The organism is Rhizobium sp. RHZ01, assembly GCF_014851595.1.
In the GTDB taxonomy this organism is placed as follows: Bacteria; Pseudomonadota; Alphaproteobacteria; order Rhizobiales; family Rhizobiaceae; genus Rhizobium; species Rhizobium altiplani.
In genome coordinates this window covers 362,456-385,765 of the sequence record NZ_JACUZZ010000001.1, presented here as the reverse complement: position 1 = coordinate 385,765, position 23,310 = coordinate 362,456, and the positions used below count along the sequence as shown (strand labels likewise).

Genomic DNA, 23,310 nt, shown 5'->3' with positions numbered 1-23,310 from the left:
GCCGGGGAGCCACCGGTTCCGTCACCGGCGCGCTCTGCGTCGCTGCGACGCGCCAGAAAACTCCGTCTTGCCGCTGGCTCAAAACCGAAAGCACATCATCGGAGCTGGTCAATCGCTGGGTGAGGTTCACGCAACCCATATCTGAGGCTTGACGAACGCGATATCGGTTGCACCTCAGCGAGCCTCTGAAGGCACTCGACGTGCTACAGATCCTGCTTCATCACGCCGTGATCCGGGTGGGCGTTTGCACCGCCCGACAGCAGCGTCGCGATCCACTTTCCAGATGGCGTGCCTGCGCAATAGACGATGAAGGCGATCAGAATAGGCACGCCGATGAAGGCACCGGAGATGCCCCACATGAAGCTCCAGAAGAAGACTGCGAAAATGACGGCGAAGGGAGATATTGCCAGCGACGCACCGGTAAGACGCGGCTCCAGATAGCTCCCGATGATGAACTGGATCACGTTCAGACTTGCGAAAATCAAGACCACGGATTGCCATTTCTCGAATTGGGCAATGGCAAACAGCGTTGGGAGCGCGGTTGCGACAAACGGTCCGAGGAAGGGGATGTAGTTGAGCGCGAATGCGATCGCGCCCCAAGCGGTCGCAAGTTCAAGCCCCGCACCCAGCGCAAACAGCCAGACCACCAGTCCGGTCAGGATACTGGCAAACGTCCGCACGGTCATGAAGCGACGCAGCTTGGCACCAATCACGCGATTGGCAGTCAGGATACGCATTCCGTGAGGTTGCGCATCGGGAGAGACAAGGCGTTTTTTAAAGTCTTCGACCTCGAGGAGGCCGAGCATGACGAAGATGAAGACCAGCAGCGCAAAGCCGGCGAAGCTGTTCAAGCGGCCGGCCATCCCCTGCACGAAACCGACCAGCCAGGCAACGTCGAAACGGTCGGCCAATGGACCAGCGACCGCAAGGCCCCGCTCTTCCAGCCAATTTGTCCAGTCGACATAGACCGCCTGGAAACGGTCAGCATTGACGAACAGCCATTGCGCGAGCTTGCCAAACCCCCACGCTACCGCAGACCCGATCGCGATGATAACGGTCATTGTGACGATCAGCGTTATCAGGAGGGCGACGAGCTTGGGAAGCCAGCGCTGCAGGGCGGCCTGGCATGGCCAGACCAGGGCTATGACAAAGAGCGAAAAGATCAGGGGCGCAAAGATCGATTGGGCGACATAAAGCAAAGCAAGCACCAAAATACCGGTTGCTATCGAACCGATCATGCGACCACCGCCCGCTTCCTGCATGCTCGCCCCTTGAATAGTGATAGAGTTTCCGGATGCCGGCCGATGATAGCGGAGCTCGACGGCAAATTGAATACTTCGCGCAGAACTGGAATTTATCTACCGCAACTGCTGCGGATAGCTTAGAACAATGACGTGCTTCGGCTCATGCATGTTGCCACAGGAGCGACCGGACCGCTTGTCTTTGTTGTTGACCCTTTTGATAAGCTTGGCAGAAGATTAGGTCGAGCCCGTGTCCTCAATCCGTTTGTCGGTCATTGTTGTCATCCTGTTGGCTCTCGTCGGTTGTGGCGGACCGCGTGCGGTCCTTGGCCTCCCCGTCGCATCATCATCAGGCGCAGAACCGCGAGCCATCGTTCCGATCTATGTCGCGACCAACCGCGCCCGATCCAATAATCTCTCCCTGCCATACTCGGCTGAGCGGTCGAAAACATTGAATTTTGCAGAAATCGACGTTGGGATTCCGCAAAACCATGTCGCCGGCCGCGTCGAGAAAAGTGGCAGGACCCCCGATCCGAGAAGACACTTTTCGGCAAGGACCTATCAGCCAATTGCCGGGCGAGAGGACTTCATCCGACGGCTGAATGCGGCGCTGGCGCAGAAGGCGCCCGAAAACCGTGAGATCTTCATCTTCGTCCACGGTTACAACAACAACTTCGCCGACAGCGTCTTTCGAAACGCCCAGATCAGCTACGACTTCGATGTCAAATCGGTCTCTTTGCATTACGCCTGGCCGTCAGGCGCGTCGATTCCGCTCTACGTCTTCGATCGTGACAGCGCCCTTGTTGGCCGGCGTGGCCTTGCCGAAACAATCGAGATCGCAGCCGAAACCAATGCGAAGAGAATAATCCTGGTTGGTCATTCCATGGGCGCCTATGTCGTCACCGAGGCCCTGCGCGATCTCGCCCTCAGGGGGCGCACCAGTGCATTGAAGCGGCTGGGTGGCGTGGTTCTTGCTGCGCCCGATATCGATGTCGACGTGTTCCTCAGCCAGCTTGACGACATTGGTGACATACCGAGACCGTTTACAATCATTGTCTCGCGCCGTGATCGCGCGCTCGGGTTTTCCCGGCGATTGGCAGGCGGCCGTCCTCGCGTCGGCAGTGGCTCCGAGCTCGCCGTCCTTCAGGCGAGAGAGATCGCGGTCATCGATGCCTCTGCTGTTGATGGCGGCACACACAGCGTCTTTGCGAGTTCACCGACGCTGATGGACATGGTCAACAACGATACTTTGATGCGTGGTCTTATCAGAGATGACGAGCCCCCGGCCGGGCAGACAATGCTTGCCGACGGCGCATCGGTGATCGAAGGCGCTGCATCGCTGATCGTTTTTCTGCCAAGCCGCATTCTGGGCGGGATCACACAGGCAGCCGCCAGCCAATAGCCATCGTGCCGGATTGCCGGCGCGATACGCTTTGCCCCAGCTTCGCTTGCTTCAGTAACTGCAGGGCCGATCGTTGCCGAATCCGCCCCTGCACGCTGGCCGCAGCGCAAAGTCGGCATTGTGAGCGCCATACCCGACCGACCCCGTCGTTCTGGGAGCCTCGGAGCTCGTCGAACACGCCGTCGCGACGCCCGCGACGGCAAGCACTATTCCCAGGCACATCATTTTTCGAAGCGTTTTCATTGCATCCACCCCTACGTAGCCTGCCACCAGTTGTGACAGAAACTAGTTCGCGGCGGGATCGGGTAAACGGCACGTCAGATCAACACTTCGGCATCGAACGCTGCCAAGGCGTCTTTCTGCAGCCGCAAGGCCCCCCTTCACCAGTTTGGCACGGCGTATGCATGACCCTTGCCGGGGTTCCTTTGTCAGGAGGGAAAAATGACGGCTTTGGTTAGCGATATCGTCAGCGCCACTGGTCAGCTTGAAGCAGCGATTCTCGATGCGACCACTGCAGATCCGGACATTCTGGTCTGCTCCAAGTCCTTGAGAGAGAAAGCAAAATTTCTCCCGCAGGTTTTGGTGGAGCACTACCCGGAACTCTTCTGGATCGAGAGCGAGCTGCGCGGCGTATTCGAGGCCTGCTCTGATGCTGTTGATCGCAAATCGGTCAATCCGTTGGTCGCAAAAGCGGCAATCTCGATCGCGGAGGAATACCGGCAGGTTATCGATGAGGTGAGGCGAAACAACTGACGGCTCACGAGAGCCGGCATCAGTTCGGATTGCCTATCACAATCGCGTCCAGATAAGCGAGACGCAGATCACCTTCATCGTGCAGCCGCGCATACGCACGGTGTCGCCGCTCAGGGTCAGTACGCCAGTGAATGTCTTCTTGCTCTCGGGCTCAACGATGCTGCCGGTGAAATTGCCGTTGCTGCCTTTGAATGATCCTATGCGCCTTCCCGCATTATTGCCGGTTTTCATGGTAATGCAGTAGCCTTGGGCGCATTCGTCGATGGTCGCGGTGGTGCCGACTTGTGTCTTCCAGTTACCCACAACAGGCTCTTGAGCCAGAGCGGTGAAGGCCACGAGCGCCATTGGCGCGGTGATCAGTGCCAGCCTTAGCATGGTTTGCTCCCCTTCTTTGGAAATCAGGGTGAGGCCGTGGGAGGCCTAAAGCGTTCCACTATACGCCCCGATGGCGCCCCGCTCCAGCGCTGCGTGCTCCCCATGCTGTCTCGGCAGGTCATGCGCCCGGGACTGGTGTTAGGCAGACCCGGGCGATTGTTGCTGTCGGCTCAGCCTTCCAGCCACCTCACCTGTTCTGGTGTGAGCTTGATGTCGAGCGCCGAGAGGCTGTCTTCCAGTTCGGCGATAGTGCGCGGCCCGATCAGGGGAATGACCGGGAAAGGCTGGGCGATCACATAGGCGAGCGCGATATGGATCGGGCTGCGGCCGAGCTTGGCTGCCAGCTCGATGGCCTTGTCCCGGCGGTCGAAATTGCGATCCGAATACCAGCAACGGACGATTTCTTCATCGTCGTGCTTGCCACGGCCCGCACGGTCGGTAAAGAAGCCGCGGCCCTGGCTCGACCAGGCGAAGTTCGGGATCTGCTTGGCGTTCAGCCATTTCTTCCAGTCGTCGTCGGAGGCCGCCACGCATCCAGCCCAGATCGGATCAAGCATTTCGGCAAGCGAGAAGTTGTTGGATAGGGCAGCCGGCGCCATCTTGCCGTTCTTGGCCGCATATGCTGCAGCTTCGTCCATGCGTTCCCGGGTCCAGTTCGACCCGCCGAAGATGCCGCGGATCCGACCGCGCCTGACTTCCGCGTCCATGGCATCGACAAACTCGCCGACCGGAATATCGGTGTTGTCGCGATGCATGAAGTAGATGTCGACGTAATCGGTCTTCAGTCGGTTCAATGACTGATCGAGCTGCTTGCCGATCACATCGGGATAGCAGAGTGGGGAATGAACGCCCTTCCCGATCAGCACGATCTCGTCGCGCGGAACTTTCCGGCTCGTATGCCAGTCACCAAAGATGGCCTCCGTCTTGCCGCCGCCATAGACGAAGGCCGTGTCGAAGACGTTGCCGCCTGCCTCGTAGAAGGCGTCGAGGGTCAGCGACGCGGCAGCGAAATTCGGGAAGAACTCGAAGCCGAGAGTGACGACCGAAGCAGGCTTGGAAATGCCGGGGATCTGCCGCTGCGGAATACTGCTGCCGCGCCGAACGACACCGCCTGCAAGGTTCGTGGTCCGCCTGTCTGACTTCTCGACCCCATATTCCAGGCCAATCGAGGCGCGCCATTGATCGAGAACGCGCAGGTTTCCGATGGAATCGCTCCAGCCCATGCCGGGTGCTCGGAATTCCTTTTCGCCGGCGCGGATTGCATCGCCGGCTGCGTCTACTTCAAAGGAATAGAGCCAGCGGTCTTCCTTGACCTCGACGGTCTGCTGCTCGCTGCCCTTGAAGATCTCGATCCGGCCGACGCCGCCCTTGTGACCGGAGGCAAACCAGAAGTCCTTGACCTCGATGCGACCCTCCGAACCGATGATGCGAAGCGTGTTGTCCTGTTGCGCCATGATGGAGCAGGACACTTCGGCGATAACGCCGTTCGGAAATTTCAGGACCGCGGAGGCCCATTCATCGACACCCGACTGACCGAGATGACCGACACCGGAGACCTTGTCCGGTTCGAGGAACGGTTTGCCCTCGGCAGCACCCGCAATCAACCGCGCCATGGAGACCGGATAGCCGCCAACGTCGAGGATGCCGCCACCTGCGGTATCATTGGAAAAGAGACGATGTTCGGGTTTGAACGAGCCCATGTTGAAACCAAAGCTCGAACGGATGATCCGTACAGTGCCAATGACGCCGCTCTTGACCAGTTCGACGATCTTGGCGGTCTGCGGGTGAACCCGATACATGAAGGCTTCCCCGGCGAAGACGCCAGCCTTTTTGGCTTCATGATAGATCGCATCGGCATCGAATGCGGAAAGCGCAATTGGCTTCTCGACGAGAACGTGCTTGCCTGCCCGGATCGCCTTGATCGCCCATTCAGCATGGCCGGTATGAGGGGTCGCGATATAGATCGCGTCGATCTCTGCATCCGTCAGAAGCGCGTCATAGCCTTTGACAATCCGGGCGCCTGGGAAGTTTTCGGCAAGCCCCGGCTTTTCCGGATTGCGGGTGGCGATGGCAACGAGCTTTCCGGTGCGTGAATGGGCGATACCGTCCGCAAAGGTGCGGGCGATCGTACCCGGGCCGATGATGCCCCAACGGATCGGTTGGTCTGTGCTCATGGGAATTCCTCTTTCATTGAATGGGTCTTGGGATGAGGTGGCAGTCACCGGAGGCGGTTGCCGGCGCTGTCGAACAGGAAGCTGCGGTTGGCGCTCAGACCGACAGTCAGCGTGTTGCGATTGCCGGCCGCCCGCGATTCGGGACGCTCGATGATCAGCTGTTCGCCTGCCGCCGTGGTCGCATAGATGTAACTGGTGTTGCCGAGGTGTTCAGCGACATCGATCGTAACGGTAAGATCCGCATCGCCCTGCCCCGCGTCGACGAAGTGCTCCGGGCGCAACCCAAGCGTTACCGACTGACCAGCCTCGAGCGGGCCTGTTACCGGCATGGTCAGACGAACATTCTTGTCACCGGTGACCGCAACGGTGACGCCTGCAGCATTCCGTTCCAGGATTTCGGCCTTGAGGAAGTTCATTTTCGGCGAACCGACGAAGCCGGCAACGAACTGGTTGGCGGGATCATCATAAAGGTCGAGCGGCGCGCCCACCTGCTCGATCTTGCCGGCCCGCAGGACGACGATCTTGTCGGCGAGCGTCATCGCTTCGGTCTGGTCGTGGGTAACGTAGATCATCGTCGTACCGAGCTGCTTGTGCAGTCGTGATATCTCGACACGCATCTGCACCCGCAGTTCGGCATCCAGGTTCGACAGCGGTTCATCGAACAGGAAGACCTGCGGTTCGCGCACGATGGCACGGCCGATGGCGACGCGCTGGCGCTGGCCGCCGGACAGTTGCTTCGGCCGTCGCTGCATCAACTCGTTGATCTGCAGGATGTTGGCCGCGTGCTTGACGCGCTTTTCCGTATCCTGCTTCGGGTTGCCGTTCATGCGCAGGCCGAAGCTCAGATTTTCCTCGACAGTCATGTGCGGGTAGAGCGCGTAGGATTGGAAGACCATGGCGATGCCGCGCTCGGCAGGTTCGACGTCATTGACGACCTTGCCGCCGATATTGATCTCGCCGCCCGTGATATCCTCAAGGCCCGCGATCATGCGAAGCAATGTCGACTTGCCGCAACCGGAAGGGCCGACGAAGACGACAAATTCGCCGTCCTTCACTTCAAGATTGGCGCCATGGATGATTTCCAGCGCGCCGAAGCGCTTGACGACATTTTTCAACGAAAGTTCCGACATCAGGCGTTCCCCGATTATTTGACTGCGCCGGCCGCGATGCCGGCGATGAAGTGGCGTTGCAGGAACACAAAGACGACCAGGATCGGGGCTGTCAGCATGATCGCACCCGCCATGATGCCTCCCCAGGACACCTTGGTCAGGCCGATCAGCGTTCCAAGGGCCACAGGCGCCGTCATCATTCCGGGCTTGGAGTTGATGAGGAGCGGCCAGAGGTAGTTGTTCCAGGAGTGCAGGAAGAGGATGATGGCCAGCGCGGCCATCGTCGGCCTTGCAAGCGGCAGGGCGATGCGGAGGAAGATTTGCCACTCCTTGACGCCCTCGACACGTGCTGCATCGAAGAGTTCGCCGGGCATCATCGAAAAGGCCTGGCGCATGAAAAGAACGCCGAGGGAATTGAAGAGCGGCGGGACGATCAACGCGATCCACGTGTTCGCCAGCCTGAATTCGCGGGCCACCATGATGAACTGCGGGATGACGACGACGGCAAAGGGCAGCGTGATGGTCCCAAGAATGATGCCAATCACGATTGACCGCCCGACGAAGCGGTAGCGCGCCAGCGCCCAGCCGGCCATCGAAGTGAGAAGCACCGACAGGAACGTATAGATCGCCGCGACGCCGATGGAGATGAACATTGCGCGGAGGAAGTCGGTGTCCGCCTGCAGGTTTTTAAAGTTCTCGACGAAGTTGGTCGACGGCCAGAGAACAATCTCGGGGCTGAAGATGCCGAAATCCGACATCGTGGAGAAGACGAACATCATCCATAGCGGAAACAGCCAGATGATGGCGAGCGGCGTCAGGACGGCATGAAGAGCGATCTGTCGCAGCAGCAGGGATTGAGACTTCGATCTCATTTGGGTTCCCTTCCGATCCAGAGGTTGAGCAGCGAAATCGCCACCGCCAGAGCTGCCATCGTGTAGGCGACAGCGGAGGCGTATCCGAAATTGAGAGAGCGGAAACCTTCGCGATAAAGCAGCAGGCCAAGCGTTTCGGTTCCACCGCCCGGGCCGCCGCGATTGGTGATCAAGAATGGCTCGGTAAAGAGCTGCATCGTGCCGATGACCGACAGGATGACGCAAAACAGGATGATCGGTTTCAGGAGCGGCAGGGTGATGTGGAAGAACTGCTGGGTCTTGCTGACGCGATCGAGCGTTGCTGCCTCGTAGACGTCGTCTGGAATGGATTGCAGGCCGGCAAGTATGATGATCGCGTTATAGCCAGCCCAGCGCCACGTCACCGCGATGATGATCAAGGCCATGGCGGCGTTGGCATTGTCGAACCAGGAGACCGCCGGAAGGCCAACCAAGGTGATGATCTTGTTGATGATCCCGAAATCGAAGCTGAACATCAGGCGGAAGACTGCGGAATAGGCCACTTCGCCGACGACGACGGGTGCGAAAAACGCAAAGCGAAACAGGGGCCGCGCCTTTAGAAGCGGGGAGTTCAGCAGGACAGCCATGACGGTCGCAATCGTGATCATGACCGGCACCTGGATGACCAGGATGATCAGCGTGTTGTAGAGCGCGTTGTAAAAGGCAGGGTCACCAATGAGACGACCCCAGTTAACGCCGGGACTGAATTTCCAGGGGTTGACACGGGTATTCTGAAACGAGGTCAGAAACGAACTGATGATCGGCCATATCCAGAAGGTGGCAAATACCAAGAGATAGGGCGCAAGAAAAGCGTAGGCGTTCCGGTTCCGGATCGGCATTCTATTCTCCTCACAGACGAGACGAGCCATCCCTGAGGATGGAGGCCGGGCGCCAAGCGACGCCCGGCACCGTTACTCATTTCGCAAGGGGAAGACCGGTCGCCGTCGCGATCTGTTTTGCGGCGTCGTCAAGCGCGGCCTTCGCATCAGGATAGCCGCCGGCGAAGTACTTGGTCTGCGCTGCCCTGTAGATCGAGTCCGCATCCGTCTGGAACGGCGTCCCGCGGCTTGGAACGATCTTCGGCAGGGTCGAAAGGATATCGGCCCATACCTTCTGGTCGTGCCAGTAGGCCTGTGGTTCGTTGACGAACGGATCCTGGACTGCGGTCAACAGCGACGGGACGAGGCCGAAGGATTTCAGCATCGTCACCTGGCCCTCATTGGTGCCAAGTGCGTAGTTGATGTAGGTCCAGGCTGCTTCCTTGTTCTGGGAATTGGCAGCGATCGCAAGCGACGAGCCGCCGAGATTCGCAGCATGCGGGCCATCGGGCGTCAGGCTTGGCATCATGTAGACGCCCCACTTGCCGGAAAGGTCGGGCGAGCCGGAGCGAATGGTGCCTTCATACCAGCCGCCATACATCTGGCTTGCCACCTTGCCAGCGGTATTGGCCTGGATCTTCTCGTCCCAGATGGCCGCCGTCAGCGTTCCGGCGTCCTTCATCTGCTTGACTTTTTCGAGTGTCGCAACGCAGGCCGGCTGATTGATGGTAATCGTCTGGCCGTCCGTCGAGAAATAGCCGCAGCCCTGCTCGTTGGAAATCATCCGGAACCATTCGCTGTCGCCGTTGAAGTCGGCTTGCGCCATGACGACGCCCGGATTGGCCGCGGAGATCTTCTTGCCAGCCGCAATGAAATCGTCCCAGGACTTGATCGTCGACGGATCAACGCCGGCCTTTTCATAGAAATCACGGCGATAGAAAACGGCGACCGGACCGGAATCCCACGGCATGGCGTAAGCGACATCACCGACTTCAAGCTCCGTGCGCTTGAAATCGGGGAATTTCGCCTGGATTTCGGGAGTGTAGCCCAGCTCTTTCAGATTGGCGAAGCAGTCAGGGAAGCGGCTCCAGAAGATTTCCGCCTCGAAGTTTTCCACGCTGACGATGTCCGGCAGTCCTTCGCCACCGGCGGCGCAGGCTGCCAGCATCTTGTCGAAGACCTGCTGGTTGCCGAGATCCTCGACCGTGACCTTGATGTCAGGATGCTGCTTGTTGAAGCCTTCGAGCGTGGACTTCAGCGCCGATGCGGCGATGTTCCAGCTCCAGATGGTCAGATTGCCCGACTGCTGTGCAAAGGCAGAACCGGAAGCAAGAAGTGCGACTGCAGCGGTCGCACCGATGAGTTTGAAGCGCATTGAAAATCCTCCCTTTTCAATTGCCGTCCCTTAGCGAACGCGGCTAGACTATCTACAAGGGAGCCGCTGTCTCCTAAAAAGGGAACATGGACTTGGCGGAAAGTAAGATCGTAAGGCGGGCAGTCTATCAACCGGGAGCGAGCAGCATCGAGGGTTTGCCGACGGCCCTTCAGATGTTTCACAACCATCCACCAGTGATGCTCATGCCTCATTGGCATGTGCAGGTCGAAGTGAATTATATCATGCAGGGTAGCGTGCACTACCGCATGAACGGCCAGAAAATCTCGATGAAGGCGGGCGATATGTGCCTGTTTTGGGGTGGGCAACCGCACCAGATGGACGATTGCTCCGAGGACGCCATCTATGCCGGCGGCCACCTGCCACTGGTCTATTTCTTCCGTATGCGCCTGCCGATCAACATCTCCAGCCGACTGATGAAGGGTGAGATCCTGTTCACCTCGGCAACTGATGCGGCCGACCTCGAGAACTTTCCGCGCTGGGTGCGCTATACCAAATCCGGCGATCCCGCCAAGGCTCAGCACGCCGTCGACGAGATGCTGTTGCGGGTGGAGCGAATCGCACTCGAACCCTATTCCATGATCCCGACCCTCGGGCCGACGGATGCCGACGATATCGAGCAATGCTACCCGCAATCGTCGCGAAGCGTGGCGCGTATGTGCGACTTCATCGCTGTCAACTTCCTGCAGGAAATCGATTCGGTCGATATCGCTCGCGCCGCCGATCTTCATCCGAAATATGCGATGAACCTGTTCAAGAAGACCACAGGCATGACGCTCAGCAAATATGTCAATCTGCTGCGTCTGTCACGGGCGCAGGCAATGCTGATGAACGATGAGGCGAACGTCTTGCAGGTCGCGATGGACAGCGGCTTCGGGTCGATCAGCGCCTTCAACAAGTCGTTCCGCCATATCGCCGGGATGTCGCCTTCCGATTTTCGTCGCGATGCGCGCATGGTCACGCAGTATGCGCCCTAGTCCATGGCCTCACAGATTTCGTGTCGTGGCAAACACATTGTAGACAAGCTCGGCGGAGGCCGACAGTTCACGTTCCTTGAGCTTGATGAGGCCGAAACCCGGAACGGAGATGTCTCCCTCGATCTGCAGCGCCTTGACGAGACCATGCCTCTCGAGGAGCGCGGCAACTGGCTCGGCGAAGATGCCAAGCCGCTGGCTCTGCAGGATCAGCAGCATGGTCAGGAGCGCGTCAGAGGTCGAAACGACGCTGGCCGGTACGATGCCATGGCGCCGGATGAAATCATCTATGACCTGCCTGAGGAACGAGCCATGCGGCTGCAGCACCCAGCTCTGGTGCCGGAGGTCGTCCTCGGTGACGACAGGTTTTGCCGAGAGCGGATGATCCACCGCCACGATGACGCGCAGCGTCTCCTGGCCAACAGGCAGATAATCAAACCAGAGTGGGTTCATGCCGCTCGGAATTCGGCAAACGGCAAAGTCGAGCCTCCTGCTCAGCACGTCCTCGAGCAGCACGTCGCTGCTTCCTACAGCGATGCTGATGTCGATTGTCGGATGGGTCTGGAAGATACGTTTGAGCGCGGGGGCGACATAGTCGGCGGCTGGCGTCATGATCGTTCCGAACGCGACGCTGCCGCCCTGCCCGGCTGCGGCGACCACCATTTCGTATTCGGCGCGCTGCGCCTCGGAGATCAACATCTTGGCGTGGCGAACGATTACCTCTCCTTGAGGGGTGGGGATAAGTCCACGGTTGTGTCTCTCGAAGAGCTGGTGCCCGGACATTTGCTCCAGCTCGTTCAATGTCCTCGACAGTGCCGGCTGCGAAACGCCGAACATTTCTGCAACGACACCGAGCTTTCCGTGCTCGCTGAGCGCCACGAGCATCTTCAGGTGGCGTAGCCTGAAACCATCCAATCCCATGCTTGCCTCACTTGATATAAGGAATTTGCATATCAAAATGCGAAAGACTGATTATACATTCCTGTATCGATCAGCTAAGTGCATGACAACAACGGCGTCAAAGCAAGGAAATTCATCGTGGTTGAGAAGACACCTTCCCCGAATCAGAACGCAGTTCAAGAGCAGGACGGATCGCGCCAGCTTCGCTCGAAGGCCTGGTTCGACAATCTCGCAAACCCTGACATGACCGCGCTCTACCTCGAGCGCTACATGAACTTCGGTCTCAGCCAGGAAGAGCTGCAGTCGGGTCGCCCGATCATCGGTATTGCGCAGACGGGCTCTGACCTGTCGCCGTGCAATCGTCACCACATCGAACTCGCCAAGCGCGTTCGCGAAGGCATCCGTGACGCTGGCGGTATCGCCATCGAGTTCCCGGTCCACCCGATCCAGGAAACCGGTAAGCGCCCGACGGCGGGCCTCGACCGCAACCTTTCCTATCTCGGTCTCGTCGAGGTTCTCTACGGCTACCCGCTTGACGGCGTCGTTCTGACCATCGGCTGCGATAAGACGACGCCGGCCTGTCTGATGGCCGCGGCAACCGTCAACATTCCGGCGATCGCGCTGTCGGTCGGCCCGATGTTGAACGGCTGGTTCCGCGGCGAACGCACGGGCTCGGGTACGATTGTCTGGAAGGCACGCGAAATGATGGCGCGTGGCGAAATCGACTATCAGGGCTTCGTCAAGCTCGTCGCATCCTCCGCGCCCTCGACCGGATATTGCAACACGATGGGCACGGCAACCACGATGAACTCGCTTGCCGAAGCACTCGGCATGCAGTTGCCGGGCGGCGCCGCCATTCCGGCCCCCTATCGTGACCGTCAGGAAGTTTCCTATGAAACCGGCCTGCGAATCGTTGAAATGGTTCGGGAAGATCTGAAGCCTTCCGACATCCTGACCAAGGAAGCCTTCATCAACGCGATCAAGGTCAACTCCGCGATCGGCGGCTCCACCAATGCTCCGATCCATCTCAACGCACTTGCCCGCCACATCGGCGTCGAGCTCACGGTCGACGATTGGCAGACCTACGGCGAGGAAATCCCGCTGCTCGTCAACCTGCAGCCGGCTGGCGAATATCTCGGCGAGGACTACTATCACGCCGGTGGCGTTCCCGCTGTCATGGGCGAACTGATCAAGCATAACCTCCTCAACACCGGCGCAATGACCGTCAACGGCAAGACTGTTGGCGAGAATTACACCACGGCGACGATCGAAGACGACAAGGTGATTCGCCCGTTCGAGCGTCCGCTTAAGGAGCGCGCCGGCTTCCGCGTCCTGCGCGGCAACCTCTTCTCGTCGGCAATCATGAAGACGAGCGTGATCTCGCCCGAGTTCCGTCAGCGTTATCTCTCCAACCCGAATGATCCGGAAGCCTTTGTTGGCCGCGCTGTCGTCTTTGACGGACCGGAAGATTACCATCACCGCATCGACGATCCGTCACTGGCAATCGACGCTTCGACGGTCCTCTTCATGCGCGGCGCCGGCCCGATCGGCTATCCGGGTGCGGCCGAAGTCGTCAATATGCGCGCTCCAGACTACCTCCTGAAGCAGGGGATCAGTTCCCTGCCCTGCATCGGCGATGGTCGCCAGTCCGGGACGTCCGGATCGCCCTCCATCCTCAACGCTTCGCCAGAAGCGGCAGCAGGCGGTGGGCTTGCGCTCCTCAAGACCGGCGACCAGGTTCGTATCGATCTCAAGAAGGGGAGCGCCAACATCCTCATCAGCGACGAGGAGCTCGCCGAACGCCGCAAGGCGCTCGAGGCGGCCGGGGGTTACGTCTATCCGGAGAGCCAGACGCCCTGGCAGGAAATGCAGCGTGCCTGCGTTGGTCAGATGGAAACCGGTGCCGTGCTCGAGCCTGCCGTCAAGTATCAGCGTATCGCTCAGACGAAGGGCATTCCGCGCGACAACCACTAAGTCGTTGGCGCGCGGGCGAGAGCGCGTGGCGCCGAAGACAGTCCGATCGAGTACAATGGGCGCGACGCTGTCTCCGGCATCGCGTCCATTTGCGTTTCCGGTCGAGAATCCTTGGTTTTGACCTTGTCGTCAGGCACCGATTGTGATCGGTTTTCGCGGCCGCTGGGTTGGAGGGCGGCCGGTTCGTTTTTCATTTTGAGCGCGTCCATCGCTCGCGTGACGGAACATGACGATGTCTTATACTCTTCTGGACTCTGCTGCCGCCGGTGGCTTGTTTGTAGGTCGTGCCTGGAACCCTGGTGTCCAAGGGCCGAGCGTCGTGGCGGTTCGGGATGGCCAAGTGGTCGATATCACCTCCAAGGCCGTGCCGACGCTGAGCGCACTTCTGGAGCAGGCCGACGCCGCAGCGGTTGCCCGTAATGCACCAGGCCCTGTGCTCGGCACGCTGGAGGAGATCGCTGCCTCGGGCATCGGCACGCCCGACCTGTCGCGCGTCCATCTGCTTGCTCCGGCTGACCTTCAGGCTATCAAGGCCTGCGGCGTGACGTTTGCCCAGTCGATGATCGAGCGGGTCATCGAGGAGAAGGCCGCCGGAAACCCGGATCGCGCAGCAGCCATCCGGGAGCGCGTCAGCACGCTCATCGGCGGTAGCCTCAACAACCTGAAGGCCGGGTCGCCGGAAGCTGCCAAGGTCAAGCAGGCGTTGATCGAGGAAGGCATGTGGTCACAATATCTCGAGGTCGGCATCGGGCCCGACGCCGAGGTGTTCACGAAGTCGCCGGTGCTTTCTTCTGTCGGCTGGGGGGCCGATGTTGGTCTGCATCCGATCTCGACCTGGAACAATCCCGAACCCGAGATCGTGCTTGCCGTGAATAGTCGCGGGGACATCAAGGGTGCAACGCTTGGCAACGACGTCAATCTGCGCGACGTCGAGGGCCGCTCGGCGCTCCTGCTCGGCAAGGCGAAGGATAACAATGCTTCCTGCTCGATCGGCCCGTTCATCCGACTGTTCGACGAGACCTTTGGCCTCGATGACGTGCGCAGCGCAGAGCTCGACCTCAAGGTTACCGGGACAGACGGTTTCGTCCTGCACGGCAAGAGCTCGATGTCGAAGATCAGCCGCGACCCGACTGACCTCGTCAAGCAGACCTGCGGCGCCCATCATCAGTATCCGGACGGCTTCATGCTGTTTCTGGGAACGCTGTTTGCCCCAACGCAGGATCGCGATGCGCCGAATCAGGGCTTCACCCACAAGGTTGGCGACGTCGTCGAAATCTCCTCGGCGGGTCTCGGCTCGCTCGTCAACACGGTGAGGCTTTCGACCGAGTGCCCGCCCTGGCGATTCGGGATTACGGCCCTGATGGCAAGCCTTGCAAGGCGCGATCTGCTGTAGGTTTTGAAGACGCGGTGCGGGCAGGCGCCGCTGAAATCTTGCGCCGGACGGGCGGGCTACCTGTTCCGTCGGAACTGATCACATATATGCTTCTAAAACAGGGTCGAAGCGTTGAGGATGCCATGAAGAAGAGAGCTCTTGTACTGGTTGGAGCATTCCTTCTTGCTGCATGCACGGCTGCAAAGGATTTTTCATCGCCCGGCCTCGAGCCGATTCCCGGCAGTGTCACCTATGGCGGCCAGCCACGCACCAAGCTGACGAAATCCCCGCCCGGATCGACGTTCCCCCACAACTTCATAGATCAGTGGGGTCAACAGGTCGATGAAACCTACATGATACAGCCCGACAGGTCTTTGAAGATCGTCCACAGGGAGTTCCGGCCAATTCGCTTCCACCGGTGAGCAATGTTGACACGGGGCCTTAGCGAAGGCCGTAGCCTGGCGATACTTGTGAGCGAGCCCTGGCCGCATGTTCGGGCTGGAGTCACATTCTTGTCAGATGATATTACCCAAGTAGGAAGAACTACCAATTGAATTTGGCCCATGCCTAATACACATTTATGGGAGTGCTATACCGGAGATCGAGCGATGATCGCCACGCCGGCCCGGTCATGGAAACGCGTATGATGAATGCAAAGACACCAAATGCCATCGATACCTATGTCGGTTCTCGCGTGAGGATGCGCAGGCAACTCCTAGGTCTCAGTCAGGAAAGGCTTGCCGACCAGATCGGTGTTACGTTCCAGCAGGTGCAGAAATACGAGAAGGGTCTGAACCGGATCGGTGCCAGCCGGCTGCAACGGATTGCCGAGGTCCTGAGTACGTCGCCGAGTTTCTTCTTCCAACAGAACGAATCCGAGCCGGTGAGCCTGGTTGAGACGAATGTCGCGGCTGACCCCGTCGCCGAATTCCTGCATTCGAAGGAGGGGCTCGCACTTAACCGCGCGTTCCTGAAGATCACCGATACGCAGCTGCGCGAAAAAATCGTCGCCTTGGTCAAGGCCATGGCGCAGGCGCAGGAAGGGCGTGACGTATCAGGTGAGCGAGGAAAACACGGCGAAACCTTCGCCTGAGCAATCAGGCTCATGTGATGTAGGGCCGGCCGGCAAGATGCAATTCCGCCTGTCATCCCGTGCGTTGTTCGGGCGGTCGGGCAACTTATGCTCGCTCTTCCCAAACCCTTGCAAGCTCAACCAGAGTGGCGACGGCCCTTTCCATGTCCTGCCTGCTGATCCATTCGCGTGGTGAGTGGAAGGCGTGTCCGCCTGCAAATATGTTCGGACATGGCAGCCCCATGAGGGAGAGACGCGAACCGTCAGTTCCGCCTCGAATACTGCCGCGGACCGGCGACATTCCGGCGCGGCGGATCGCTTCGATGGCGTTTTCCACGATCTGCGGGTGGCGATCGAGAACCACCTTCATGTTGCGATACTGCTGCTTGACGGCGAACGTGTAAGACGAGCCCGGATAGTCCTTCATCACCTCCCGCACGATTGCTTCGAGACGCTTCTCCTTGTCGGCGAGGCCGCTTTCTTCGAAGTCCCGGACAATGAGGCTGATAGCCGCCTTTTCCATCGATCCGCTCAGACCGGTCGGATGGATGAAGCCTTCCCGTCCGTCGGTCGTTTCCGGTGCGATATTCCTGGGCAACCGATCTATGATCGCACCGGCGATCTTGATGGCGTTCTCCATCCTTCCCTTGGCAAAGCCTGGATGGATGGCAACGCCTTCGATGGCAATGTCCACACCGTCGGCCGAGAACGTCTCGTCTTCTATGTGTCCGGCTGTCTCCCCATCCATCGTATAGGCAAACTGCGCACCAAGCTTGGTCAGGTCGACCTTGTCGACGCCGCGACCGATCTCCTCATCGGGCGTGAAAAGCAGCTTGATCGTTCCGTGCCTGATGTCGGGATTGTCCATCAGGATTTGCGCCGCCGTCATGATTTCGGCGATGCCGGCCTTGTCGTCGGCACCGAGCAGCGTCGTCCCGTCGGTTGTAACGATATCGTTGCCGATCTGGTCATTGAGCGCCGGATTCTCAGTAACGCGAATGACCTGCTTCTGGTCGCCGGAGAGCTTGATATCGCCACCGCCATAGTTGTGCAGGACTTTTGGCCTCACATTCGTTCCCGTGAAATCTGGTGCCGTGTCCATGTGCGAGCAGAAGCAAATGACCGGGACTGTCTTGTCGGTATTCGACGGAATGGTCGCATAGACATAGCCATGCTCGTCGAGGTGAGCATCGGACACGCCAATCCCCAGCAACTCGTCCACGAGCAATCGACCCAGGTCCTTCTGCTTGGCTGTCGACGGCTGTGTTGGTGATCCCGCATCCGATTGAGTGTCAATAACGACGTAGCGGAGGAAACGATCGAGGACAGTGTCGGTCATGGCGGCTCCGGTTTGTGTTTGGCGACGCACGGGTATAGCCTTCCAGGAGAGGTCTTGAATAGTGGTCTTCGACGCCCATGTTCGACCGCACGTTGGCGAAACCGGGGGTCCTGCCGTCCAGCGAATGCCAGTGTCAGACCTAAGTCCGATGGAACCTTGAGACGTCCGACTTAGTTCCTAAGCCGTAACGCAAAAATCAATTATGGTTGGAGTGGAAGATGAGAAAAATTATCCTGATTGGTGCATTTATGGGCGCGTTGGCCTCGTGCACCGCGACCGAGAAGGGAACGGCGATCGGCGCCGGTTCGGGAGCCATCATCGGCGGTGCAGTCAGCAATAGCTGGGAAGGTGCGGCCATTGGTGCCGTGGCCGGCGGCGTGGCGGGTGCCCTGATTGGACGCTCTACCGAACATCGCGGCTACTGTGTCTATCGTGACCGGTATGGCCGCAGGTATGAGGCGCGCTGCTAGGCGCATGCCCGATGACCGCCTCCTCCTCAAGAGGCGGTCATTTCCATCATGACCCCGCTAGTGGGCACTTTGTTGTTTTGCCCGCGCGACGATCTGCGTCGGGTTGACGAACTGCAGCGCGAGGACGAGCCAGAACAGTGTCGTGACCATGTAGACCACCGCCATCGCATCGATGGACTGGCCTGCCCGGACGCCTGACGCGAAGACGGCGTAGTAGAGGGAGACGACGAGTGTTTGGGTCGTGGGGCCGGCAATCAGGAAGGTGAGTTCGAACATCGCGATGGTTCGAACCAGAACCAAAAGCAAGGCGGCCAGCATTCCCGGCAGGAGCAGCGGTAGCAAGATTCGCAGAAAGAGGCTCGTCGTTCCTGCACCGAACACGCGGGCTGCCGCTTCGATACGCGGGTCTATTTGCTCGATGAAGGGGATCATCACCAGGACCACAAAGGGCAGCGAAGGCACGATGTTGATCAGCACGACACCCCAGAATGTGCCGCCGAGGCCGAGCCGATAGAGGACGGTTGCAAGCGGAATACCGTAGGTCAGCGGCGGGATCAGCAACGGCAACAGGAATAGCAGGACGACAAGGCCCTTTCCGGGAAAGTTGCGCCTCGCAAGCGCATAGGCGGTCGTGACGCCCAGAATTCCAGAAATGATGACGACGGTGAAAACGATCTCGAAGGTGACGAGAACGACACTGGAAAGCTGAAATTCCTTCCAGGCACTGAAGTACCAGCGTGTCGTCCAGCCGGCCGGCAGCCATGTGCCAAGCCAGCGCGTCGCAAACGAATTGACAATGACGGCTGCGATGACGGCAAGCAGGTTTAGCACAAAAAGGATGGCTAGCGCCCAAATGGCGAAACGCCAGATCTTCGAGGTGAGGCCCTGATCTCGGATCATGATTAGCCTTTCGTGCCGCCGGCGGGGCCGCGGTAGAAGAGTGAGCGTATGGCGAGAACCGTCAGCACGACAGCGAGCTCCACGGCACCCATGATGAGCGCGATCGCCGAACCGAGCGAATGATCATATTGCTCGAAGGCGGCCTGATAGGCGGCAATGGAGATGACACGCGTCGGCCCTGCCGGCGCACCCAGAAGCACGGCGGAGGGAAAGACAGCGAAGGCCTGGACGAAGGCAAGGCAAAAGGTGACGGCTAGGCCCGGAACCAGAAGCGGCAGGAAGACGCGGAAGAAGCGCTGCCGTGGCCCTGCGCCCAATGTTGCGGCTGCCTGTTCAATCGCGGGATCGATACCGGTGACGTAGGACAGCGTGAGCAGGAAGGCAAACGGAAAGCCGGTGATCAGTAGCGAGGCAAAGACGCCCCAGTAATTGTTCGTCAGCTTCACGGGGCTGTCGAGGATGCCGAGCAGCAGGAGCGTATGATTGAACCAGCCACGCGGTCCGAGAAAGGTCAGCAGTCCGTCGGCCACGAAGACCGTGCCAAGGGTGATTGGCAAGACGAGAATGGTCGTCAGCAGGCGCTGTCGGCGCATCAGGCGCACGCGCAGGGCAACCGGCACCGCGAATGCGAGGTTGATTATGGTTACCGGCAGGGCCAGCCACATGGTCGCAGCGATCGTTTGGTACTGGAACGGATCGCTGAAGAATTTTGTGTAGTTGGCATACCAGGCGCCCTCTTTCGGCATGAGGGAATCGGCCAGGCCATAGAGGAAGGGGTAGACGAACAGCGCGATCATGAAGATCAGGCCTGGCAGAAGCAGCAGCGTCGTGCCGTCAAGCCCACGAGCGGCAAGTCGAGTTTGCAGCGAGGGCTGGTTCATCCCGCCGCCCCCGAAAAGACCAGGGCCCGACCGGCAACCGGCTGCAGCCTCGTCGATGCGCCGCGGCCCAGCGGCTCGTCCGCCCGGAAATAGAGTTCCGAACCGTCGCCTGCCCGCGCCATGCCGAAAAATGCGCGTCCGCGATACTCCATGCTGCTGACGGTGGCGGCGATCCCCTCGCCGCTGGACGCGACAAGATCCTCCGGACGGACGGACAGGATGGCTGCGTCACCTGCCTTGAGGGGCGAACGCATCGTGCCGACGAGGCGAGCGCCGGCGACCTCGATCTCAGCCTCATCGCCGGACACGCGCGTAATGCGGCCGGGAACACGGGTTCTGAAGCCCATGAAGTCGGCGACATCAACGTTGACAGGCCGCTGGTAAAGATCCTGGGGCGAACCGATCTGCTCGATATGACCCTGGCTCATGACCACGATGCGGTCGGCAAGCGACAGCGCCTCGTCCTGGTCATGCGTGACATAGATGGTGGTGGACCCGATCTGGTCGTGGATACCGCGAATTTCGGCGCGCATTTCAAGCCGGAGCTTTGCATCAAGATTGGATAGCGGCTCGTCCATCAGGACGATTGGCGGGCGAATGACAATGGCGCGCGCGATTGCGACGCGCTGCTGCTGCCCGCCAGAGAGCTGGCCCGGCAATTTGTCGGCTTGGCTTTCGAGGCGAACCAGGGCCAAGGCATCGCGAACGCGCTGGTCGGCCTCGGGACCCTTTATGCCCTGCATGGCAAGCCCGAAGCCGACGTTCTTTCGGACAGTCATGTGTGGAAACAGGGCGTAGCTCTGGAAAACCATCCCAAAGCCGCGGCGCTCCGGTTCGAGCTGGTCGATGCGCGTGCCACCAAGGCGGATTTCGCCACCCGTCAGTGCAAGCAAGCCGGCAATGCAGTTCAGCGCGGTCGACTTGCCGCAGCCGGATGGACCAAGCAGCGCCACGAACTCGCCGGGCTCGATCGCAAGATCGATGCCATTCAAGGCGTTGAACGCCCCGAAGGCGCGACGCATTCCGTCGAGTTCCAGGCGCGCGTTCTTGCGCGTCGATGCTGCGGCATTCGATACCGAGGTCAAACCAATCTCCATCTGCAGAATGAGGTGGCCGGCCTGGGACGAAATCCCGGCCGGCTGATGCTGTTCGATCAGCCCTTCTTGGCGCCGATCTTCTCGTCCCAGATGCGGAAGGCTTCGACCAACTGCTTCGGCTCCAGCGGAACCTCCAGGGGATTGTTGGCGATCCAGTCGGCATATTCCGGTCGACCGAATTCCTTGAGGGTGTCCTGGCTTTCCTGCGGCGCCATGTCAATTGTGACGTCCTTGACGGCCGGACCCGGATAGAAGTAGCCGGCGTCGTAGGCGATTGCCTGCTGCTTGGGCTGCAGGACGTAGTTGAGGACGTCGATCAGCACGCCGATCTTCTCGTCGGACACGCCCTTCGGGATCACTGCGTAGTGGGCGTCGGTGACCCAGTGGAAGCCATCGAGCTTCTGCACCTTCGCTTCAGCCGGAACGATACCGAGCGCGCGCGGATTAATGTCCCACCCGGTCGTCGAGACGACGATGTCGCGGGTTCCCTCGCCAAGCTCCTTCATCACCTGGCCAGTGCCGGTCGGATAGTATTCGATGTGTTCGCCGAGTGCTGCGAGATAGTCCCACGTCTTTGACCAGCCCTTGGCAGGGTCACGCGGGTCGCTGTCGCCGAGCAGATAGGGCAAGCCCATGAGGAAGGTGCGGCCGGGGCCGGAATTGGCAGGGCGAGCGTAGATGAAGCGGTTCTTGTTGGCCTTCGCCCAGTCAAGCAACTCCTGCGCCGACTTTGGCGGCGTGGGCACCTTGTCAGGCATATATTCGATGAGGGGACCGGACGGGTAATAGGTGACGACGACGCCCTGATCCTTGGCAAGGGCCTGCATCTTGAAGGCCTGCGGCTGCAGGATTTGCTCGAGGTTGGGAAGCTCGGACTTGTGCGCTCCGAGATCGATCCAAAGTCCCTGGTCGAGGCCGGCCGAAAGTGCATCCGTGCCTGTCAGGACGAGATCGATATCGACCTTGCCGGCTGCCTGCTGCGCCTTGATCTTGCCAGGGAGTTCCGGCGCCGGTGCCTTTGTGAAGGCGAAGCTCGAGACCCATTCCGGCTTCTCCGCGGCATAGGCCTCGAACATGCCCTGCGTGAGCGCGAGGTTGCCGGCGACATCCGCGATCGTGATGGTGACTGGACTTGCCGGTTTCTTGGCCTGTGCAAAGACCTTCAACGGCAGCATGCTCGCGACGGCAGCGCCTGCGGCGGTGCCGACAAATGTTCTGCGGGTGACTTTCATATTGTTTCTCCTCCTCTTGTTGCCGGGCACCGCAAAACGTGGTGCTGCGCGTCCCCGAACCGATCGTTGCAGGGATCGGCACCTTCTCTTAGATGTCTGAAACATCTGAAATGATTGCCGAAAACACCATTCCTCCCGGTGCAGCTTGGCAGTCGCGATAAATTGATATACTAGTATTCACGAACGAGTCAATGTCAGGGCCGCACGTAATGCAGGCAACAGTTGTTTCCACTCCCGCGACCCTGCCTTCCGGGGCTGAGAGGCCGGCGAAGCTTCGTCGCGTGACGACCGCAGATGCCATCTACGACAGGCTGTACGCCGACATTCTTGCTCTGCGTATGCGACCTGGAATGCAACTGCAGGAAAAGCGCATTGCCGAAGAGTTCAACGTCAGCCGCACACCCGTGCGTGAGGCGCTGCTTCGACTGTCGGAAGGCGGGCTTGTCGATATCTATCCGCAATCGGGCACCGTCGTGTCGCGCGTGCCCGTCGCGGCCATCCCGGAGGCAGTCGTCGTTCGCAAGTCGCTTGAGGGTACCACGGTGGAACGTGCGGCCGAGATCGCGACAGCTGCCGATATCAGTCGCCTGGATGGCATCATCTCACGACAGAGATCACTGGCCGCACTCGGCGACCCCTCGGCGTTTCACGAAGAGGATGAGGCGTTCCACGAGGCGATTGCCAGCATCGCTGGATATCCTGGGATCTGGACGATCCTCAAGACGGTCAAGGTGCAGATCGACAGGGCGCGTCGGCTGACGCTGCCGGTTCTTGGCCGGATGGACAATGTCGTGCACGAACACGAACTCATTCGCGATGCTATTGCGGCCCATGATCTTCAAGCAGCGCGCGCGGCAATGATGCATCACCTCAGCGCCGTCATACCCGATGTCGCCGAGCTTCGAACGCAGTATCCAGATTACTTCTGCTGAGCCGATCAGCGG

The 23,310-nt window shown here is 59.7% G+C and carries 22 protein-coding genes; 9 read left to right on the top strand and 13 right to left on the bottom strand.

Annotated elements, in window-relative coordinates:
* Positions 1 to 203: 203 nt before the first annotated feature.
* Positions 204 to 1,262, bottom strand: a complete 1,059-nt coding sequence (locus IB248_RS01700) for an AI-2E family transporter (RefSeq protein WP_192240126.1) — start codon at positions 1,260 to 1,262, stop codon at positions 204 to 206.
* Positions 1,263 to 1,491: 229 nt separating this feature from the next.
* On the opposite strand from IB248_RS01700, the gene IB248_RS01695 reads away from it, so the two are divergent.
* Together IB248_RS01695 and IB248_RS01690 are read left to right on the top strand one after the other, a co-directional pair.
* On the top strand, positions 1,492 to 2,643 hold the full coding sequence (locus IB248_RS01695) for an alpha/beta fold hydrolase (protein ID WP_312867190.1): 1,152 nt from the start codon (positions 1,492 to 1,494) through the stop codon (positions 2,641 to 2,643).
* Positions 2,644 to 3,084: 441 nt separating this feature from the next.
* Complete coding sequence (locus tag IB248_RS01690; protein ID WP_169679922.1) at positions 3,085 to 3,396, top strand: hypothetical protein; 312 nt, start codon at positions 3,085 to 3,087, stop codon at positions 3,394 to 3,396.
* 36 nt (positions 3,397 to 3,432) lie between these two features.
* Here IB248_RS01690 and IB248_RS01685 read toward each other — a convergent pair whose 3' ends face one another.
* The 6 genes from IB248_RS01685 to IB248_RS01660 all read right to left on the bottom strand — a co-directional run bounded on the left by IB248_RS01685 (position 3,433) and on the right by IB248_RS01660 (position 10,137).
* Positions 3,433 to 3,771, bottom strand: coding sequence for a DUF2147 domain-containing protein (locus IB248_RS01685; RefSeq protein WP_192240125.1), 339 nt, complete (start codon positions 3,769 to 3,771; stop codon positions 3,433 to 3,435).
* Between the two features lie 170 nt (positions 3,772 to 3,941).
* On the bottom strand, positions 3,942 to 5,945 hold the full coding sequence (locus IB248_RS01680) for an aldo/keto reductase (protein ID WP_192240124.1): 2,004 nt from the start codon (positions 5,943 to 5,945) through the stop codon (positions 3,942 to 3,944).
* Positions 5,946 to 5,989: 44 nt separating this feature from the next.
* Positions 5,990 to 7,075: a sn-glycerol-3-phosphate ABC transporter ATP-binding protein UgpC gene (gene ugpC, locus IB248_RS01675; protein ID WP_169679925.1), complete on the bottom strand. Its 1,086-nt coding sequence runs from the start codon at positions 7,073 to 7,075 to the stop codon at positions 5,990 to 5,992.
* A 14-nt stretch (positions 7,076 to 7,089) separates the two neighbouring features.
* Positions 7,090 to 7,926: a carbohydrate ABC transporter permease gene (locus IB248_RS01670; protein WP_062369415.1), complete on the bottom strand. Its 837-nt coding sequence runs from the start codon at positions 7,924 to 7,926 to the stop codon at positions 7,090 to 7,092.
* On the bottom strand, positions 7,923 to 8,783 hold the full coding sequence (locus IB248_RS01665) for a sugar ABC transporter permease (protein WP_025658413.1): 861 nt from the start codon (positions 8,781 to 8,783) through the stop codon (positions 7,923 to 7,925). The genes IB248_RS01670 and IB248_RS01665 overlap by 4 nt, the downstream gene beginning before the upstream one ends.
* A gap of 76 nt (positions 8,784 to 8,859) precedes the next feature.
* The gene (locus tag IB248_RS01660) at positions 8,860 to 10,137 is read right to left on the bottom strand and encodes an ABC transporter substrate-binding protein (RefSeq protein ID WP_018855536.1); all 1,278 of its coding nucleotides are present in this window, start codon (positions 10,135 to 10,137) and stop codon (positions 8,860 to 8,862) included.
* An 86-nt stretch (positions 10,138 to 10,223) separates the two neighbouring features.
* Between IB248_RS01660 and IB248_RS01655 the strand changes: the two genes are divergently transcribed.
* Positions 10,224 to 11,132, top strand: coding sequence for a helix-turn-helix domain-containing protein (locus IB248_RS01655; RefSeq protein ID WP_018855535.1), 909 nt, complete (start codon positions 10,224 to 10,226; stop codon positions 11,130 to 11,132).
* A 9-nt stretch (positions 11,133 to 11,141) separates the two neighbouring features.
* Here IB248_RS01655 and IB248_RS01650 read toward each other — a convergent pair whose 3' ends face one another.
* Complete coding sequence (locus IB248_RS01650; RefSeq protein WP_025658411.1) at positions 11,142 to 12,050, bottom strand: LysR family transcriptional regulator; 909 nt, start codon at positions 12,048 to 12,050, stop codon at positions 11,142 to 11,144.
* A gap of 117 nt (positions 12,051 to 12,167) precedes the next feature.
* Here IB248_RS01650 and IB248_RS01645 point away from each other — a divergent pair, with 117 nt between their 5' ends.
* The 4 genes from IB248_RS01645 (at position 12,168) to IB248_RS01630 (ending at position 16,468) form a co-directional block, all read left to right on the top strand.
* Positions 12,168 to 14,003 carry an IlvD/Edd family dehydratase gene (locus tag IB248_RS01645; protein ID WP_026371556.1) on the top strand — a complete coding sequence of 612 codons (1,836 nt, stop codon included), beginning with the start codon at positions 12,168 to 12,170 and terminating at the stop codon, positions 14,001 to 14,003.
* Between the two features lie 232 nt (positions 14,004 to 14,235).
* On the top strand, positions 14,236 to 15,396 hold the full coding sequence (locus IB248_RS01640) for a fumarylacetoacetate hydrolase family protein (protein ID WP_192240123.1): 1,161 nt from the start codon (positions 14,236 to 14,238) through the stop codon (positions 15,394 to 15,396).
* Positions 15,397 to 15,518: 122 nt separating this feature from the next.
* Positions 15,519 to 15,797, top strand: a complete 279-nt coding sequence (locus IB248_RS01635) for a hypothetical protein (RefSeq protein WP_192240122.1) — start codon at positions 15,519 to 15,521, stop codon at positions 15,795 to 15,797.
* 224 nt (positions 15,798 to 16,021) lie between these two features.
* Positions 16,022 to 16,468, top strand: a complete 447-nt coding sequence (locus IB248_RS01630; RefSeq protein WP_025658407.1) for a helix-turn-helix transcriptional regulator — start codon at positions 16,022 to 16,024, stop codon at positions 16,466 to 16,468.
* An 85-nt stretch (positions 16,469 to 16,553) separates the two neighbouring features.
* Here the strand turns inward: IB248_RS01630 and pepT are convergent, their stop codons facing one another.
* Positions 16,554 to 17,786, bottom strand: a complete 1,233-nt coding sequence (gene pepT / locus IB248_RS01625) for a peptidase T (RefSeq protein WP_192240121.1) — start codon at positions 17,784 to 17,786, stop codon at positions 16,554 to 16,556.
* Between the two features lie 218 nt (positions 17,787 to 18,004).
* Between pepT and IB248_RS01620 the strand changes: the two genes are divergently transcribed.
* Positions 18,005 to 18,256 carry a YMGG-like glycine zipper-containing protein gene (locus tag IB248_RS01620; RefSeq protein ID WP_169679932.1) on the top strand — a complete coding sequence of 84 codons (252 nt, stop codon included), beginning with the start codon at positions 18,005 to 18,007 and terminating at the stop codon, positions 18,254 to 18,256.
* Between the two features lie 57 nt (positions 18,257 to 18,313).
* On the opposite strand, the gene IB248_RS01615 is transcribed toward IB248_RS01620, so the two are convergent.
* From IB248_RS01615 to IB248_RS01600, 4 genes are read right to left on the bottom strand one after another with little or no spacing between them, the layout of a single operon-like run.
* A complete protein-coding gene (locus IB248_RS01615; protein ID WP_018855527.1) occupies positions 18,314 to 19,156 on the bottom strand; it encodes an ABC transporter permease subunit in 843 nt (280 codons plus the stop codon).
* Between the two features lie 2 nt (positions 19,157 to 19,158).
* On the bottom strand, positions 19,159 to 20,037 hold the full coding sequence (locus IB248_RS01610; protein WP_169679934.1) for an ABC transporter permease subunit: 879 nt from the start codon (positions 20,035 to 20,037) through the stop codon (positions 19,159 to 19,161).
* On the bottom strand, positions 20,034 to 21,134 hold the full coding sequence (locus IB248_RS01605; protein WP_169679936.1) for an ABC transporter ATP-binding protein: 1,101 nt from the start codon (positions 21,132 to 21,134) through the stop codon (positions 20,034 to 20,036). Before IB248_RS01605 ends, IB248_RS01610 begins: the two co-directional genes overlap by 4 nt.
* 56 nt (positions 21,135 to 21,190) lie before the next feature.
* Positions 21,191 to 22,366: an extracellular solute-binding protein gene (locus IB248_RS01600; protein ID WP_018855524.1), complete on the bottom strand. Its 1,176-nt coding sequence runs from the start codon at positions 22,364 to 22,366 to the stop codon at positions 21,191 to 21,193.
* 209 nt (positions 22,367 to 22,575) lie between these two features.
* Between IB248_RS01600 and IB248_RS01595 the strand changes: the two genes are divergently transcribed.
* Complete coding sequence (locus IB248_RS01595) at positions 22,576 to 23,298, top strand: GntR family transcriptional regulator (protein WP_169679937.1); 723 nt, start codon at positions 22,576 to 22,578, stop codon at positions 23,296 to 23,298.
* Positions 23,299 to 23,310: the final 12 nt, after the last annotated feature.

Coding starts and splice junctions, on each gene's coding strand:
- IB248_RS01700 (WP_192240126.1), bottom strand. CDS start 1,262: ATGCAGGAAGCGGGCGGTGGTCGCATGATCGGTTCGATAGCAACCGGT.
- IB248_RS01690 (WP_169679922.1), top strand. CDS start 3,085: ATGACGGCTTTGGTTAGCGATATCGTCAGCGCCACTGGTCAGCTTGAA.
- IB248_RS01685 (WP_192240125.1), bottom strand. CDS start 3,771: ATGCTAAGGCTGGCACTGATCACCGCGCCAATGGCGCTCGTGGCCTTC.
- IB248_RS01680 (WP_192240124.1), bottom strand. CDS start 5,945: ATGAGCACAGACCAACCGATCCGTTGGGGCATCATCGGCCCGGGTACG.
- ugpC (WP_169679925.1), bottom strand. CDS start 7,075: ATGTCGGAACTTTCGTTGAAAAATGTCGTCAAGCGCTTCGGCGCGCTG.
- IB248_RS01670 (WP_062369415.1), bottom strand. CDS start 7,926: ATGAGATCGAAGTCTCAATCCCTGCTGCTGCGACAGATCGCTCTTCAT.
- IB248_RS01665 (WP_025658413.1), bottom strand. CDS start 8,783: ATGCCGATCCGGAACCGGAACGCCTACGCTTTTCTTGCGCCCTATCTC.
- IB248_RS01660 (WP_018855536.1), bottom strand. CDS start 10,137: ATGCGCTTCAAACTCATCGGTGCGACCGCTGCAGTCGCACTTCTTGCT.
- IB248_RS01655 (WP_018855535.1), top strand. CDS start 10,224: ATGGACTTGGCGGAAAGTAAGATCGTAAGGCGGGCAGTCTATCAACCG.
- IB248_RS01650 (WP_025658411.1), bottom strand. CDS start 12,050: ATGGGATTGGATGGTTTCAGGCTACGCCACCTGAAGATGCTCGTGGCG.
- IB248_RS01640 (WP_192240123.1), top strand. CDS start 14,236: ATGTCTTATACTCTTCTGGACTCTGCTGCCGCCGGTGGCTTGTTTGTA.
- IB248_RS01635 (WP_192240122.1), top strand. CDS start 15,519: ATGAAGAAGAGAGCTCTTGTACTGGTTGGAGCATTCCTTCTTGCTGCA.
- IB248_RS01630 (WP_025658407.1), top strand. CDS start 16,022: ATGAATGCAAAGACACCAAATGCCATCGATACCTATGTCGGTTCTCGC.
- pepT (WP_192240121.1), bottom strand. CDS start 17,786: ATGACCGACACTGTCCTCGATCGTTTCCTCCGCTACGTCGTTATTGAC.
- IB248_RS01620 (WP_169679932.1), top strand. CDS start 18,005: ATGAGAAAAATTATCCTGATTGGTGCATTTATGGGCGCGTTGGCCTCG.
- IB248_RS01615 (WP_018855527.1), bottom strand. CDS start 19,156: ATGATCCGAGATCAGGGCCTCACCTCGAAGATCTGGCGTTTCGCCATT.
- IB248_RS01610 (WP_169679934.1), bottom strand. CDS start 20,037: ATGAACCAGCCCTCGCTGCAAACTCGACTTGCCGCTCGTGGGCTTGAC.
- IB248_RS01605 (WP_169679936.1), bottom strand. CDS start 21,134: ATGGAGATTGGTTTGACCTCGGTATCGAATGCCGCAGCATCGACGCGC.
- IB248_RS01600 (WP_018855524.1), bottom strand. CDS start 22,366: ATGAAAGTCACCCGCAGAACATTTGTCGGCACCGCCGCAGGCGCTGCC.
- IB248_RS01595 (WP_169679937.1), top strand. CDS start 22,576: ATGCAGGCAACAGTTGTTTCCACTCCCGCGACCCTGCCTTCCGGGGCT.